The sequence below is a fragment of the uncultured Mucilaginibacter sp. genome, from assembly GCF_913773635.1.
Classification (GTDB): Bacteria; Bacteroidota; Bacteroidia; order Sphingobacteriales; family Sphingobacteriaceae; genus Mucilaginibacter.
Genome location: NZ_CAJYGQ010000005.1, coordinates 358,882 through 374,974, shown reverse-complemented (window position 1 = coordinate 374,974; position 16,093 = coordinate 358,882). Strand labels below are relative to the sequence as shown.

Sequence of the window (16,093 nt, the reverse complement as noted above, 5' to 3'; positions counted from 1 at the left end):
ACAGTATCAATTAGCGGGTTTATATTTTAGCGGATTATCGGTGCGGAAAGGCATAGCCGGTAAGCCGTCTTTATTGTAAAAATTGGGTTGAGCTGCTTCGTCCCACGCAAAGCGCACGGCTACAGGTTTTTTAATGTCAGGTGATGAAACAACCAAAACATTGTCCTTGATCATGACGTTGGCAGGCACAAACTTTTTATCGGCACCTGCAATTACAAAGTGAGTTAATGGTTTACCATTATTACTGATTAAACCTTTACCCACATGATCAAATTTCAGGATAACCTGGTCGCGGTCTACGCTCATTCCGGCGTAAACCGGCCCTGAGTATTCATTTTTTAAGCCATAAGTTTTAGCCAACGCAACTAAAGCCAAACGACGACCTATTTCCCACTTAAACGGTGGGTGAATGTTTTTCACGTTATCGTTCAAATCGGTAGTTACAATCATGCCCGTACGGGGTATCTGTAATACCTGTACCTGCGCCTCCCTAAATTCGGGCAGGGTTTCGTTGGTAAACTTTTTATCTACAGAATTTGTGTAGGGAGCCAGTTGAACGTAATAGAATGGCAGTTTATCATTACCCCAAAGCTTGCGCCAGCTGTTAATGAGTACCTGCATCTTGTAAATGTAGCTCATGGTTTCGCCCACGTTACTTTCGCCCTGGTACCATAAAAACCCTTTAATGGCATACGGAGCCAGGGTTTCTATCATTGGATGATAAAATTTACCCGGATCGCCGTCAACCTTAATAGTTTTAAAATAGGGCTCAGAGTTGAATGCGGTTTCGTTTATCCATGGCTCAATACGGCTGCCGCTCACGGCTGATGATATGATACCTACAGGCACTTTCAATTCGGCATGAATTTTTTTAGCAAAGAAGTATCCTGCTGCCGAAAATGCGCGCAAAGCCGAATCCTGCGCAATGCTCCACCCACTATGAGTTGAATCGGGCTTTACCTGGCGTTTTCTATCGACTAAAAAAATACGGATAGCAGGGTTATGAGCGCGCTCCAGCTCATCAATAGGCGAATTTGCCGTGCTGGTATCAGGACGGGCAACTTTGCTATTCTTACGCATTTCGTATTGCATATTGCTTTGGCCCGAGCACAACCAAACTTCACCCACCAAAATGTCGCTCAGCACAATTTTATTAGTACCTGAAATTACCAGGTCCCTGCCTTTAGCTGATGCTTCCATTGATTTTAAAAACACTCGCCATTTACCGCCCGTATCTGCAATTGCAGTTTTGGTTTGGCCGGCAAAGCGTACGGTAATTTTTTCGCCTTTAGCAGCAGTGCCCCAAACAGGTACCGTCTGGTTGCGCTGCAACACCATCCCATTACCCAATATTTTAGGCAGCACAACTGTAGCATAGCTATTAGCGGCCATTAAGCAGGCGGTTAGCATTACGCCAAAAGCTTTATAAAACCCTCTGAACATTAGTTACCTTTTGTTATAAATGATTTAATGTAGAAGGCCGCCTGTTTAACCGGGTCACCAGCCTTAGGTAAGTCAAAACTTTGATCGGTAGGCGTATCGGCGTCAGGAAAACGGCGTACGTCACCAGTGCGGAACACAATACGGCTTACACTGGTTAACGGTGCAAACATTAATGATAGCGACAGTTCTTTACCGTTTACATTCATGGTGTAAAAGCGGTTCTTCACATTCAATTTTAGTTTGATGTGGTATTCTTTACCAGCTTCATACTTCATGAAGTTTTTATATCGGTAGCCTGATTTGCCTTTGAACGTACCTGTTGAATCAAAAGCCAAACGGATTCCGGCCTGGCCTTTAGCATCTTGAAACTCGATGTCGAGCTGGCCGTTACTGTTTTGAGCGGGTACAACCACAAATTCGGTTTCCAAAACTTCCGATGCAGGCACAATACGTTCTGCTTTTGCATAATCGTAACGGTCCCAATCTTTTAAAGCGAGGCTTTTAGTGCCATCAGGCGCTTTATCAATAGACACGGGAGTCCATAAACCGCTGTTGTAATTCCATTTATCCAGTTCTTTACCGGCGGGTAGCTGAGCAAAATTATCATTAGCATGGGTGGTTGCAACTTCGGTCAACGGCACGGGTACCGATGACACCCAGATGTCTTCCTTGTTCATACTGTAAGTAAGCCACATTTTACCATCAGGCGGGGTACCATTACCTTCAATAATACCGCGTATATACTGTGGTCCGTATGACTTGTAGTTACCGCCATAACGCATGGTTGATATCTCTCCATTTACCAGCAACAGGTTGGTATAATCTAAACCATCCTTACTAACTGATACAGCCAATGGCCAACGGTATTCCGAAGGATTGTAAACCGTGGCATACTTTCCATCACTTGTTTTTTGTCCCCAAATTTTGGCTGCCGCATTTACAAAGCGTGGTGCACGGGTAGCGTTTGGCCATGTTTTACCACCATCTTTACTTATAGCGGTTAATGCATTTTTCCACAAGCCCACCACGCGACCATCAGTCAGGTGATAATAATTAAATGCCTTGTATTCTTTATGCAGGGGAATGATCGGATCTTTACGGTCAGTTTCCTCTACCCACTGCATCATCATAAGCGGGTTGGCCATCAGCTCATCACAAGACTGCACAAACGCCTTATTTTTACTTTTTTTATAAAACGGGTATGAAGTATTGCTCTCGTTCCATTTTGGGTTGTAGTGAATGAAATAAATAGGGCCGTACTTACCATCAGGCAACACTTCGCGCACTACGCGGCCAATGCCCAGGCCGTCGTTCGGGTCGTCTTTTGCATCAAGGCAAATACCATAAAAGCCTAATACCAGCAGGTGATTTGATTTTGAGGTGTAAAAGCCCATACGCTGGTGCATTACAGCCATTAAATCTTTGGCTACTAACCCTTCTTTACCAGGTTTAGTTGTACCGTCGGGAATTTTGTATTGAGGAAATACCACAACAGGTTTGGTCCAGGTGTTGCCGTCTTTTGAGGTAACTACTAACGTTTGCCCCGGCGGAATACTCTCACCTACCTTATCGCTCAGGTATTCAACATAAAAAGTTTTATTCCAGTAAGCCAGCATAGGCGCATGGTTATAGGTGAAGCCAAAACCATCGGCCTGATCGGGGTGCTCGCGGTTAGCACGAAAAACCTGCTGACTATGCACACCTATAACCGGCACTAACTGTCCGTGATGGTAATCAACGTTTGATAAGGTTTTACCGCTGTAGTGCACCGTATCCTGCGCGTTAACAGTTGTTATACCTATAGCCGCTATAACGGTTAAAATACTTTTACTATTTAATAACTTCATAAATACACAAAAGGGCCTGCATTACTGCACGCCTGTTTCTTTCTTTAAATTATTTAACGTTTTCCTGGTTACCTTTAATATTGTACCGTGCTTATGACCTTCGGGCACCGTCACCTTTTTCGAGAAATCGGTAAAGGTTTTAAAGTCGGTGGTTTGCATAGCCCCATATCTCTTTAAGCGGTACGAGTCATAATATATAAGCCAGTTGTTGCCTACCTTGGTAGCATTGGGTCCTTCAGAGAAAAGCTCCGTAAACCTGTTGCTATAATCACTATATGGCCCCAGCGGATCTTTAGCAGTAGCCACCAAAATGTTACGGTTAGGACGTGTATTGTCTTTCATTACCAGCACATAATCCTCGCTTCCACGTTTTAGAATCTGCGCATCAATTACGCTGAAACCGGGGTTAAGAAATAATCTTGCCGTGCTGAATGCTTTAAAATCAGTTGTAGTGGTGTAATATAATCTGTGGTTATTGTTAGCATCCTCCTGCCCGTTAGGAAACCGGCCCGGTATGCACGATGCCCAAACAATGATGTATTGTTTCTTTACGTCATCGTAAAATATTTCGGGTGCCCATACATTAACGGTAGTTGGCTCGGTAGCCATAATGTTAATGTGCTGCTGAGGCGACCAGTGAATCAAATCTTTTGATGATGCATAGCCGAAACCCAAATCACCTTTCCAACCGGTAGTCCACACCAGGTGAAAAGTTCCGTCCGGTCCCTGCACCATTGACGGGTCGCGCATTATTTTGGCATCGCCGGCTTCAGGTTTCAAGAATACGTGCTTAAAATCATTCCAGTGGTAACCATCATTGCTATACAGCATCCGCAAACCTTCGTTGGCAGGTTCGTGGAATGAGGTAAAAAGGTAAACGTCTTTTTTAGCGGCGCATGAGGTGATTAAAAGCACACAGCATATCAGCATAACAAACTTCGTCATCCGGAACGACAGAGGGAAAACCTTAAGAACCGGGCAGCTGAACGCTTTAAGAAGATCTCTCGTTCCTCGAAATGACAGGGTGTTTATACTTCCTTCTATCATGAACATTCCATTCTTAAATAGCATCCAAAATCAACACCCAGTCATTACCATTTTTAGGTTCACCCGGTGGATTAAAAGCAAGAGTTTTGGCTTTGGCCTGGGTGGTACCAGCGGTGGTTGCTCCTGTGCGCGGGTTAAACCACGATGATTTAATTTTAGTACCCGGCAAACTGCTGGTACTAACCGAGAAGTTTTTACCGTTGTAAGTATAAATGAAGGCGTAGTTTTTACCACGCGTAGCCAGCAAATAATTATAACGGGTGCCTTGCTTACCTGCAATAAGCGATTGATCGGGCACGCGCTCGAAGTAAGGGCGTGATAACATGAGTTTTTTGATGTACACCATCTGTTTAGCACCAGGATCATTGATAGATTTGTACCAATAATCTCTAGAACCGTAGGCAGCCTTCTTATCAGTTGGTTTATGCATTTGCATTACGTCGTTATTACCGTAAGTGTAGCCACAACCACCTGCAAAAACCGACCAGTAACCATAACGGCGTACATCGGCAGCCGTCCAGCGTGGAAGCTTTACATTATGCAATCCCCATGGAATTTTTTCATAAGAGGGTTCGGCATCAAATGTGGGCTTAACGGGGGTTTTGTTGTAATCAACATTTACGTATTTCCAATTATCCTCACCGTATTTAAGGTCTTTTTTAGAGGTGTCTTGCGCGTAAGTGCGGTGACCTGATTGAAAAGTATTAAAATCTAACCACTGCTCATTATGAAACCAGGTAGATGACTGCGTACGGCCACGCGGGTGGTAAGTAATTAACTTATCAGGATTTCCCTCGCGCAGGGTTGCGCCAATAGTGTTCCATACGCGGGTAGAATCACTACCTGCAATATCGCCACCGTTCATCCATATTACGTTGCTGCAATTTTGGTAGCGTTTAGCCAAAAAATCAGCATATACTTTGGCTTTTTCGGCTGGCACATCGTGGTTTTTTGATTTCACCACTGATCCCCAAACAGGAACTAAAGCCATGTAAATACCTTTTTTTGCAGCTAAATCAACAATGTAATCAACGTGGTCCCAATAATCATACTGAGCAGCGTTATCTGGACTATTTCCCTCCGTAACTTTAGGATTGGCAATGTTTGATGCCACTAAAGCAGAATCACCATAGGCATTCACTTCTTTAATATCATGAATTACCATCACCTGTATTACGTTGTAGCCTTGTTGTTTACGTATTTCCAGGTATTTTTCAGCCTCTGCACGGTTAAGTTTGGCAAACAGCAACCAGCCGGTATCGCCCAGCCAAAAGAAAGGCTTGTCGTTACCGGTCATGAAGTAACGGTGGTTGGCTGATATTTTAAGTTGAGGCAAATCGGCCGGTTTGTTGGCTACAAAAGCTAACCCTACCAATGCCAAAAGCACAATGCAGATGATTTTTTTAGACATAGTATTTTAAATTCTTTTTAACCACAGCACTACCGAACCACTGGCAGGGCTTTGTAAGGAAGTAAGCTTTGCACCCTTTTGCTTAGCCGTTGATATGGTTTCGCCGGTTTTGGTATCTATCCAGTTTACCTCATAGTTTGCATTGGCATCTACCGCAGGGGTAGCAATATTGGATGCGTTGCTATAGATAATAAAATCTTTGGCAGCATTACCCAACGCCCACTGATCTTTTGGCTCACCGTTTAAACTCACTATCTTCATGGTAGATGCATCGGCCAGTAATCTGCCATCAACTCCCACCGGAAGATTAGGCAACGAACCACCAGCCATAAAGACTGCCCAGCCAAAGCGGTCAAAGCCATCGCCCGAGTAAATCACTGCCTTCTCAGGATATCTTTGGCGATACTCGCTTACAGCATGGTAAACTTGTTCAAAAGATGTTGCCTTAGGCTTAAACTGCCGAGCCTGCTGACGTGGTGCCAGGTTTTGGCCACCCGCAGGAGCGTAAACTTTTCCATCGGCCTGGTAATGCCAGTAACGGATGTCAATTACATCGATACCTGCCGAAAGGGCCGGATTAGCCAGTATAGCATCTTGTACATCTTTAGTGGTGCTGATGCCGGTAATTGCGTTTTTACCTTTCTCTTTTTCCCACTGTTGTATGGTTTCTACCCAAAACTTTGCGAAGTGTAACGGACCGGTAAACTCGGCACTGATAAATTGTATTACCCCGTTATTATCGGCAAATGCATCCAAATTTTGGCGGATGAACGCCTGATGCAGTTTACGGCGTACCGGATGTGTTTCGTCATAAAACTGCTCGGCCATAAACACACGCTTATCACCTGCGTATGGCACAGGTTCAGGAAAACCGGTATTGTTTATATTATTTACCGGGCGCCAAGGAAAATCAGCATAATGTGCGCCGGCTTCAATAATATTGTGTTGAAAGTAGCTGTGATTAATCAATACTAGACCTTTTTGATCGGCCAGGGTTGCAAACTGTTTCAAACGGTTCCAGTACCATTTATTGTAAGTAGTTAGATCATATTTGCTTAAACCATCCCAAGCCGTTTCCTTACCACCGCGGGCAAAAGGTAACTCATAAAACGGCGGCCAAACATCACCATCAATACGGCGTATGCGCTCATGATCATCGCGACGGCGCTCGTACCAAAGGGCATAGTTTTGCTCAAAGCCTGCAATGTGTTTATCCTGCATCCAGTTAACCACATCGGTTAAATCATCGGTTAAACCAGTACCGGTACGGCCTGGCACCCAACGGGTAATTGCCGGTTTAGCATTCTTTTTTAAATACACAGGGTCAACCGAACCATTCCACCATGGTGAATCAGAACGAGAACCGCTGAGTACAGTGTTGCCTCTAACTAACCAACCGTTATTAATAGCCATTTTAGCGGCTAACGAAGGTGCAGTGGGCTGTTTAAAACCAATTTGATCGATAGCCTTAGCACCGCCAGCATTTACTGTTATAGGGTTACGCTGTGATGCCTGGTTTACCCAATCGCCTATGGTTACTGCCGGCTTAACTGAGTTTGCCGTTAAAGCCATAGCCACCTCAACAGTTGGGCTGCTTGATGCTTCGCCTTCGAAAGGTAAAATATCTGATTGTTCTTTAGGAACTTCTTTGCCTAAACGCTCTTTCAACTGCGCGTAATAAAAGCTACGCGGATTGATGGAATTGTTCGATTCTTCCCAATGACCATCACCTGCAAACTGTGCCCAGGTACCATATGCCCAGTTTTGAGCACCCGGCGGTTGGTAGCAATCAACACGACCTGCGGTACAGTTCCAGAACATGCTGTTAGCTGTGGTCCAGCCTGCACCTTGACCGTCTTGGCCACGGTTCATGTAGCTAAGTGCCTGCCCGTCAATGTTGGTTAAATCAAACAACACACCCGACGACCAACTGTCGATAGCACCGCTAAAGCTATGCGGTTGCCATGCCTGGCACTGTACAAACGCATTAGGCCCGGGAGCACAATAGCCCACGGCGAAATCATGATAACCATGCTCGGCATACAAACGCTGGAACAACGTTTGACCACCCATGGTGTAAAAAGTGTAGCGGCGCTGCCCTCCTATCTCAGATACAGGAGCAGTGGACCTGCAATCCTGCACCGTAATGCGGTTACCTGTTTCGAGCACAAAAACAGCCGAACCGGCAAAATGCTCAAAAGCTACCTGGCGTACCCAGGCGTCCTGAACATTTTCCATTGTGATAGCCATCCAGCGGTGCGCTTCGTCTTTAGGATTTTGCACATCGTAAGCCGATTGCAGCTTTAAATTCTCAATGCCGATGTTGTTGATACGGCCTGCCCATTGATAGGTATTTACTAAACCGCCTCCGTAAGCAGTATCCAAGGCTGTAGTAAGCGGTGCATCAATGCTTATTTTATTGCCAGATACTGCAGTTATGGTTCTGTCCCATATTACGTCACGCTCGCCGGGTTTCCAGCCTAGTGCGGTGATACCGCCGCCAAAATGATCGGTCTTTAATAAGTCAATCCAGTTTTTAGTGCTCGGGCGACGAATAAAGATATGATCGCCTGCTTTAAATTTTTTGCCAGCTACAGTAAATGAAGTAGCATTAACCGGCACATAGCCATCGGCTATTTTAACAGTGTCGATAACCTTGCGGTCATCTTTACCCGCAATTCTTATGAAAGTTTCACGATCAGTACCTGCGGCTATTAGCGTGGTACCATCGTTGCCCATCCCGCTGCCACGTAACACAACGCCAGAAGATTTAAATATCAGGCTTCCGTTTACCTGGTAAATCCCCTTTTGTAAGAGTACTGTACCTTTAAGGCCGCTTTTGTTTGCCGGTAACGATGCTACATAATCAATTGCTGCCTGTATGCGTACAGTAGCATCGCCAAACTTTACAGGAACAACAACCTTTACCGCAGCATCGGGTATAGGTTGTTCTGAAGCTTTGTATCCTGCGTAGGAATAATCAGGGATACGATTGCCTTTACCGTCAACCGCATAAACAAGTTTGCCGCTCTTTTCAGCGGCAACCGGTGGTTGAGGTTTAACTTTGTTTGTTTTTTGGGCCCATGCGGGCGCGCACATAAGCGCGCACCCAAACATGCAACCAACCAAAATTCTTATGTTTCTTTTAAAAGCGGAATCAATTATCATCCAATTAAACATTTACTTAACCTGTGCTACACTTTTTTCGCCTTTTTGAGCCAGTGTATTCAAATATACTTCGATGTTGCTGTAACCGCCACCATTTTTAGCCATGGCTGCAGAGTCTTTAGGATCTTTTGGATTCAAGCCATGAGCTTTTTCCCAAGCATCAGGTAATCCGTCGTTATCGCTGTCTACATAAGGTGTGCCTTTGTAATCAGGGTAACCACCCACCTGGCTTGGATCAGTTATGATACCAATTTTATACGAGTCGATAGGTAAACGACGGTGCTTAAACTGTGTTTCAGGTAGCTTAACGCCGTCTTTGTATTCAATTTTACCAGTAGCTACTTGTTTAACAATACGGGTATCAACCGCATCACGTACCGGCAGCGTTGCACCTGCATTTGTCAACACAAACTGACGGGCAGTTTTAGCATCCATAATTTTAGTTGCCGGCATAGGGAATGGCTTATTCCATTTCATGTAATCGGTGTATTTACCAGTACCTTCCATTTCTTCACCTTTTTCGCCCTCTACCTGTACGCCACCATCCCAATTGTTGGCCGTTACTTTAGCATTGCCTTCCATAATGTTGCCATTAACATAAGCCATACCATATACTTTATATTTTAGCTTACTACGGCCCGACTCTGGTTTTAAGATACGGTGACCTACCGGTTCGTTTTTAGGCGTAGCCGGTCCTGGCTGAAAGTAGTTGTTTATGATGTTGAATTTAGCTGTGTAATCGCCACCATCCATTGAACGGTGTACCCAGTTAAATACTACGTTGTTTACAAAGTTGTAAATACCGTTCCAGCCAATTGATGGATTACGGCCGGTATTGTCAGCCCAAAGGTTACGTACCAGCATGCTGTTTTCGCCGCCGGTTGTACTACCGAACGCATGGTTCCAGGTATCTAATGATTCTGAGTATATACAGTTTGAGATAGTTACGTTAACGGTACCTTTTTTCTCGTCTTTGCTGCCATCTTCAGGGTCGAACATGTGACGATAGATCGACATATTTTCGTCCAAACCCCAGCTGGTTGAGCAATGGTCAATAAGGATATTACCCACCGGGTTACCACCTAAAGCGTCATCACGACGGCCAACATTGGTTTCGCCTCGACGGAAACGCATGTAACGCATAACCACGTCGTGCGTATTGATCCAAACCGATTCGCCCGCCACGCAGATACCCATGCCAGGAGCAGATTGCCCTTGAATGGTAATATATGGTGCACGAATGATTAAAGGAGTTTTAATACGGATGATACCTGAAACGTTGAAAACGATAATACGTGCGCCACCCTGCTCGCAAGCCCAGCGTAAAGTACCTGGTCCGCTATCGGCCAAACTGGTAACTACATACACCTTACCACCGCGACCACCAAATGAGTAAGCCCCACCACCTTCGGCACCCGGAAATGCTTTAATATCGGCCTGTGGTAAATCAGTAGGACGTGATGCCCATGGAATAAACGGCTTTCCATGGCGCATATCATAATCAACCTGTTTGTAAGCTATTTGCCATGCCGAATCAGACTTGCGCTGATTCTCTTTCATCATGGCATCGCTTGCTGCTTTAACATCGGCGGGAATATCAGGATATTGCGCCGAAGCATTATTTGCAGTAATGCCGGCTAAAAAAACAGACGCAATTAAAATTCGTTTCTTCATCTTCAGTTCATTGTATTGGTTATTACCCGGAAGTAAAAGCGTATCTCTGTAACAGTTTTTGCCCTCACCTGCAAAAGCTTTCCAAAATAAAAACAGGAAACCTAGGTAATATTGGTTCTTTAAATACTTATTTCAAAGATGCAATGTAGCAAGGGCGATTTTATATAAAATATTAACAAACTATTATGAGATGTTAGCATTGCCCCCGCAAATGACCAAATGAGCCCTACATAGCAAATATGTTACATATTTGAGGAGTATAAACGCTGCTCTGCTCGATTATGATACTTTTTACACCGAATGGTTTAGTCAAGATTATACAAAGCAATAAAACAACAAAGGGAGGCTTTACGGCCTCCCTTTGTTGCTCTTTAACAATTACATTACTCGAATGGATTGAATGTGTTACTTGCTGCCCATCCCTGTGTTTGAAGAACACCAGGGCTGCGGTTAAGTAACGTAGTTTGTATTGGCAGGAAGTTATAACTTGGATTACCGGCACTAGGTGAATTAGTTTGTCTATAATTTACGGTACCAGCTTCACGATTTATGCGAGGACTAACTGTAAAATAAGTGTAGAACGATGTGTTCAGGTCAATGGTCTCACGTATTTTAATAAAGTCAGCATTGCGATATTCTTTCTTCAACGTAAATGATAAACCTGTACGCTGAGATCCATTCTTTTTAGCAAACGGGTTGTAGATGGTTGTGCTTGATCCATATGGATTGCCTGGCAAATCTTGTGCATACTGGTTATGACGACGAATGTCCCAGTAACGTTTATCTTCATAAGCAAATTCACATAGACGCTCATTAAGAATTGCTGCACGCATTTCATCTTTTGTAGCAGCGGTGATACCATAATTATTAGCTGCTGTTATACCAGCACGTGCACGTATTAATCCAACCAAAGTTCTTGCTTCGGCCAACTGTCCAATCTCGTTAGCACACTCGGCCAAATTAAGTAACACTTCGGCATAACGAATCTCAACCCAATCAGTACCTGATTGTGTTACCAACGTTTGCGTTGTGCTTGGGTTAATCATTTTACGGGTATAAAAACCTGTTAAGGTTGGATTGGTTTCAAGCTGAGTAACGGCAGTAGAATTTGCGTTTGCATAATAACCATATTGCCACTGCCTGTTACCACGAGGGTTTGAGGCATTGGTTATTGTGCCAGGGTTTAAGCCAGTTAACGGATAATCGGCACCGTTATAAACAATTGTTACATAAAAACGAGGATCGCGGTCTTTGAAAAATAATACGCTGTTATTTTCATAAGCCGGTTTAGCAGTTCCGGGAGCAATGAAAGGCGTTCCGTCTTTCATTGGGAAAGCTTCCATTAACTCCACTGTTGGGTTTATAGATCCACCATTTGAACCTACTTCACGCGGACGCGCAGTGTTTTCCCAAGAATTGGTAATAGTTGCATTAAATTCAAACGGACGCACAAAAATCAACTCTTTATTTGTAGATGTATTTTCCTGTAACCAAATATTGGTAAAGGTTGGGTTCAAATCACGACCTGCGGCCTGACAAATTATGCGAGCCTGAGTTGATGCATCATAAGCACGCTGCCAACGGGCAGGATCGTTATTGTTATTATACTGCGGGCTTGCCCAGTATAATAACACCCTTGCTTTAAAAGCTGCTGCTGCCGGTTTTGTTACGCGTCCTCTTTCGCTATCGTTCATTATAGGTGAAAGCATTTGTATAGCGTTATCAAGGTCAGAAACAATTAACTCAAATGATTCAGAGGTTTTTTTACGCGGTAACTCAAAACTGTCATTAAATGGATCGCCAACGGTTAATATAAATGGCACACCACCATATATACGTACCAACTGAAAGTATTCCCATGCACGGATAAAGTACATTTGACCCATTAAACGGTCTTTAGCCCCCTGATCTAACGCACTGTTTTGTACTTCTTGCAAACCAATATTGATGTTACGTATGCGACCGTAGGTTGCTAACGAAAATGGATTGCCCACCGCATCAACACCCAAAGTACCGTACATGTAAACCCCATCAGCCGACGTGGCAGAAGTTGTAGGAGTCTCTTCGGTAAAAGCGGCATTCAAACCAAAACCGTTTAATGGCATGCTCCTAAAATACAAGTCGTTAACATACAAGGTTGCGGCTTGCTCTGTTGCAAAAACAACCTCCGGCGGCACCCCAGTAGGATCTGGTTGCTCCAATATTTTACTACAGCTGCTAAACGCTACAATTGCTGATATATATAAAAATACTTTTTTCATTATAAATCTGTTTTATAAGCCAATGTTTAAACCAAAATTAAATGTTCTTAAAGTTGGATATCTTACAAACGAAGACAGTGCATAATCACGATAAGGTAACGGGTTTATGATACGCCATAAGTTACGTGATGCAAAATAAAGACGCAATGACGGTATACCTAATTTCTGTGTTAAATTGGCCGGTAGTGTATAAGACGCATCAAGTGTATTAATATTAAGAGTAACAGCACTACGCATCCAGAATGTTGAACGCTCGCCTGTGAAAGCACTGTTTACAGGACGCGGGTATGCCGCATTTGGGTTTTCGGGAGACCAGAAGTCGCTCCAGAAAGATGGCAAATTCAAAATAGCATTTGTGTTTTGAATTGGTCTTATAGCATCATTCTCATAGAATGTTTTAGCACCAATGCCGTTTAACCCTACGTTGGTATTAATTCTAAAACCTTTGTAAGTCATTCCCAAATTAATACCAAAACCTAAACTGCCTCTGTCTGGGGCAATAATACGCTGATCATCAGCAGTAATTTTGCCATCCGGTCCAGAATAGTTAGGACCACCTACGTCTTGATAATAGATCATACCTGGTGTAAGAGGCTGTCCATTAATGGTATAACCTGGGTTAGCAGCCATAAAGGCATCAACCTCGGCTTGTGAACGCATCATACCCAAAGCAATATAACCTACTGAACCACCGAAGCCTTTACCAACCTGATCTTCCCAAGTACCAATTGCACCGGCACTTTGGTATATTTCAAGTACTCTGTTTCTACCCCAACTTCCGTTTATACCGACAGTATAGCCAAATTCTTTACCAACTTTTCCGTTGTAATTAACGCTACCATCAACACCCCAGGCACTTGCTCGTCCAAAGTTTTCACTTGGCGGACTGGTAATACCAAAGCTGGTTGGCAAAATTGAACCACGACTGGTTAAAATATCATAAGTGTACTTGTAATATGCATCTACCGTTGCACTTATGTTATTAGTAAATCCAACATCAATACCTGCGTTGTAGTTACGTGTTTTTTCCCAGGTTTGGAACAAAATCAAACCATTGCGACGAGGATTTAAACCTGTTAACTGTGTAGAACCTAATCCTAAATATCCTGATGTAGCTACACCATAGCTTTGCTCATACTGGCGTGTTGCAATTGCATCATTACCTAACAAGCCAGCTGATAACCGTAACTTTAGGTTGTTAACAAATTTTACGTTATCCTTAAAGAAAGACTCCTCCGAAATTCTCCAACCCGCTGCAACTGCAGGGAAGAAACCCCACCGATTCTCTGGTGAAAACCTTAATGAACCTTCATATCTAAAAGAAGCTTCCAATAAATATTTTTCAGAATAGTTATAGTTAACACGACCGATATATGATAAACGACTACTTATAGGCTGGTTACTTGAACTTGTGGTTGAGGCAGGATTAAAACCTTCCTGACGTTCGTCGCCAGGTACAAGATTTCCATCTCTGTAAGCACGTAAAAATTGTCCGCTGGTTTCAGATTGCTCGTATAAGCCAATTGCGTTAATGGTGTGTTTACCAAACTTTTTATCATATGATATACTTCCGTTTAACTGATAACTATTACTTCCGTTGTAATCCTCCAGTAAACGCTCGCCATTGTTAATTATACGTGCAATCGGATTTTGGTCGGTAATAATGTGACCATTTGTACCGGTTGTATTAAAAATGTAAGTCGTATAGTTTAACCGGTGCGATTTATTGTAAGCTGTACTCACGTTACGGTTGTAAATAACACCTAATTTTAAGCCATCAACCCCGGGCACTTTGTAGTTCAATGATGCATTTAAGGTAGTGTTATTGCCTGTGGTACGCGAATAGTTATTACGGTTAGTAGCAGCCGACACGTTGTGTGCAATACCCAACCCCCGGGTGTTTTGGCCTACAGGTAAACCATTTATATAGACAGGCACCCAACGCGGTGTTTGCAATAAACTTGCAAAGGTAAGGTTCATTGGCTCGGCCTGTTCGTTGTTGATGTAAGGAATTTGATTTACGTTGTTATCTGCTGCTAATGTTATACTTGCTGTAAGGTTTTTATTTATTTCAGCATCAACACCTAACCTTAAAGTATACTTATCATAAGATGTTCCTTTTAGGTTACCAAGTTCTTTGTAATATGTACCGCTACCAAAATATCCAATTTTGTTGCTGCCCCCACGTATGTTAACCGCATGGCGCTGAGTGGTAGAATTTTTGAAAGACTCATCAAGCCAATTATAATTTAAACTTCTAAAAGCATCCAGTTCGTCATCGGTGTAACGGTTTGCCTGATAAGTATTAGGTGAATTTACACGAAGATTTTCATTTACAAGACGAGCTAAGTCATAGGCACTTAACATATCAGGAATTTTAACTGGGTTGTTTACACCATAAGAACCGGCATAGCTGATTTTAGCCTTACCTTCAATTCCGCGCTTAGTTTTTACTAATACAACACCTCCCGCGGCACGAGCACCGTAAACTGCAGCAGCACCGTCTTTAAGAACTGATATACTTTCAACCTCACTCGGGTCTAAACGATCAAATGCGGCCTGACCTTCAGCTTGATCACGAACAAAACCATCAATTACAAATAATGTTGGAGTTACTCCACCAAATGAACTTGCTGCACGAATGTTAATAGCTGTATTTACACCCGGACGACCAGAGGCTACGCCTCCAATGCTTACACCCGGTAAACGGCCAACTAAAAGTGACGATAAGTTACCTGCCGGTATGTCTTCAACGTCTTTAGCTTTGATGGTTGCTATTGATCCAGTCACAGTAGCTTTTTTTTGCTCACCGTATCCAACTACCACAACATCGTCAAGATTATTATTTGACTGCACAAGCTTTACGTCAAAGTTATTCTCGCCAACACGCAGGGTACGTTCCTGATAAGCATATCCTAAGTACTTCACGGTAAGCACAACATTTTGCAAGCTTGTAACTTTCAAGGCGTATTTACCATTAACGTCGGTTTGTGTTGCCGTTGGGCTTCCTTTAACCTGGATAGTTACGCCCACAAGTGGCTCATTTTTATCGCTGCTTACTACAGTACCGGTAATGGTTCGTGTTTGTGCGAACACCGATATTGAGGCAATACAAAGCGATAAGAAAAGTAGAATTTTCTTCATCTTATTAATTTAGTATAGTTCACAAATTGGGTTTGTTATTTAAATTTTGTTTGGAGGGAAAAGCGTAATGTTTATCTCATGCTTAAAATTTATGTTTT

Annotated in this window: 8 protein-coding genes; all 8 read right to left on the bottom strand. The window is 43.2% G+C overall.

Features of this window, described 5'->3' with window-relative positions; all coding sequences use genetic code 11:
* Positions 1–6: 6 nt before the first annotated feature.
* Positions 7–1,443: a sialate O-acetylesterase gene (locus QZ407_RS05240; protein WP_295768305.1), complete on the bottom strand. Its 1,437-nt coding sequence runs from the start codon at positions 1,441–1,443 to the stop codon at positions 7–9.
* Positions 1,443–3,290 carry a six-hairpin glycosidase gene (locus QZ407_RS05235; RefSeq protein WP_295768304.1) on the bottom strand — a complete coding sequence of 616 codons (1,848 nt, stop codon included), beginning with the start codon at positions 3,288–3,290 and terminating at the stop codon, positions 1,443–1,445. Before QZ407_RS05235 ends, QZ407_RS05240 begins: the two co-directional genes overlap by 1 nt.
* 21 nt (positions 3,291–3,311) lie before the next feature.
* Positions 3,312–4,337, bottom strand: a complete 1,026-nt coding sequence (locus QZ407_RS05230; protein ID WP_295768302.1) for a glycoside hydrolase family 43 protein — start codon at positions 4,335–4,337, stop codon at positions 3,312–3,314.
* A 13-nt stretch (positions 4,338–4,350) separates the two neighbouring features.
* Positions 4,351–5,748: a glycoside hydrolase family 140 protein gene (locus tag QZ407_RS05225; protein WP_295768300.1), complete on the bottom strand. Its 1,398-nt coding sequence runs from the start codon at positions 5,746–5,748 to the stop codon at positions 4,351–4,353.
* Between the two features lie 6 nt (positions 5,749–5,754).
* Complete coding sequence (locus QZ407_RS05220) at positions 5,755–8,847, bottom strand: DUF6298 domain-containing protein (protein WP_295768298.1); 3,093 nt, start codon at positions 8,845–8,847, stop codon at positions 5,755–5,757.
* Positions 8,848–8,928: 81 nt separating this feature from the next.
* Positions 8,929–10,590, bottom strand: coding sequence for a polysaccharide lyase (locus tag QZ407_RS05215; RefSeq protein ID WP_295768296.1), 1,662 nt, complete (start codon positions 10,588–10,590; stop codon positions 8,929–8,931).
* Positions 10,591–10,973: 383 nt separating this feature from the next.
* On the bottom strand, positions 10,974–12,851 hold the full coding sequence (locus tag QZ407_RS05210) for a RagB/SusD family nutrient uptake outer membrane protein (RefSeq protein WP_295768293.1): 1,878 nt from the start codon (positions 12,849–12,851) through the stop codon (positions 10,974–10,976).
* A 12-nt stretch (positions 12,852–12,863) separates the two neighbouring features.
* Complete coding sequence (locus tag QZ407_RS05205) at positions 12,864–15,995, bottom strand: TonB-dependent receptor (protein ID WP_295768291.1); 3,132 nt, start codon at positions 15,993–15,995, stop codon at positions 12,864–12,866.
* Between the last annotated feature and the right edge of the window lie 98 nt (positions 15,996–16,093).

What these genes read in the sequence shown, in the direction of transcription:
- QZ407_RS05235 (WP_295768304.1), bottom strand. Translation starts at nt 3,290, where the DNA reads ATGAAGTTATTAAATAGTAAAAGTATTTTAACCGTTATAGCGGCTATA.
- QZ407_RS05210 (WP_295768293.1), bottom strand. Translation starts at nt 12,851, where the DNA reads ATGAAAAAAGTATTTTTATATATATCAGCAATTGTAGCGTTTAGCAGC.
- QZ407_RS05240 (WP_295768305.1), bottom strand. Translation starts at nt 1,443, where the DNA reads ATGTTCAGAGGGTTTTATAAAGCTTTTGGCGTAATGCTAACCGCCTGC.
- QZ407_RS05205 (WP_295768291.1), bottom strand. Translation starts at nt 15,995, where the DNA reads ATGAAGAAAATTCTACTTTTCTTATCGCTTTGTATTGCCTCAATATCG.
- QZ407_RS05225 (WP_295768300.1), bottom strand. Translation starts at nt 5,748, where the DNA reads ATGTCTAAAAAAATCATCTGCATTGTGCTTTTGGCATTGGTAGGGTTA.
- QZ407_RS05220 (WP_295768298.1), bottom strand. Translation starts at nt 8,847, where the DNA reads ATGTGCGCGCCCGCATGGGCCCAAAAAACAAACAAAGTTAAACCTCAA.
- QZ407_RS05230 (WP_295768302.1), bottom strand. Translation starts at nt 4,337, where the DNA reads ATGATAGAAGGAAGTATAAACACCCTGTCATTTCGAGGAACGAGAGAT.
- QZ407_RS05215 (WP_295768296.1), bottom strand. Translation starts at nt 10,590, where the DNA reads ATGAAGAAACGAATTTTAATTGCGTCTGTTTTTTTAGCCGGCATTACT.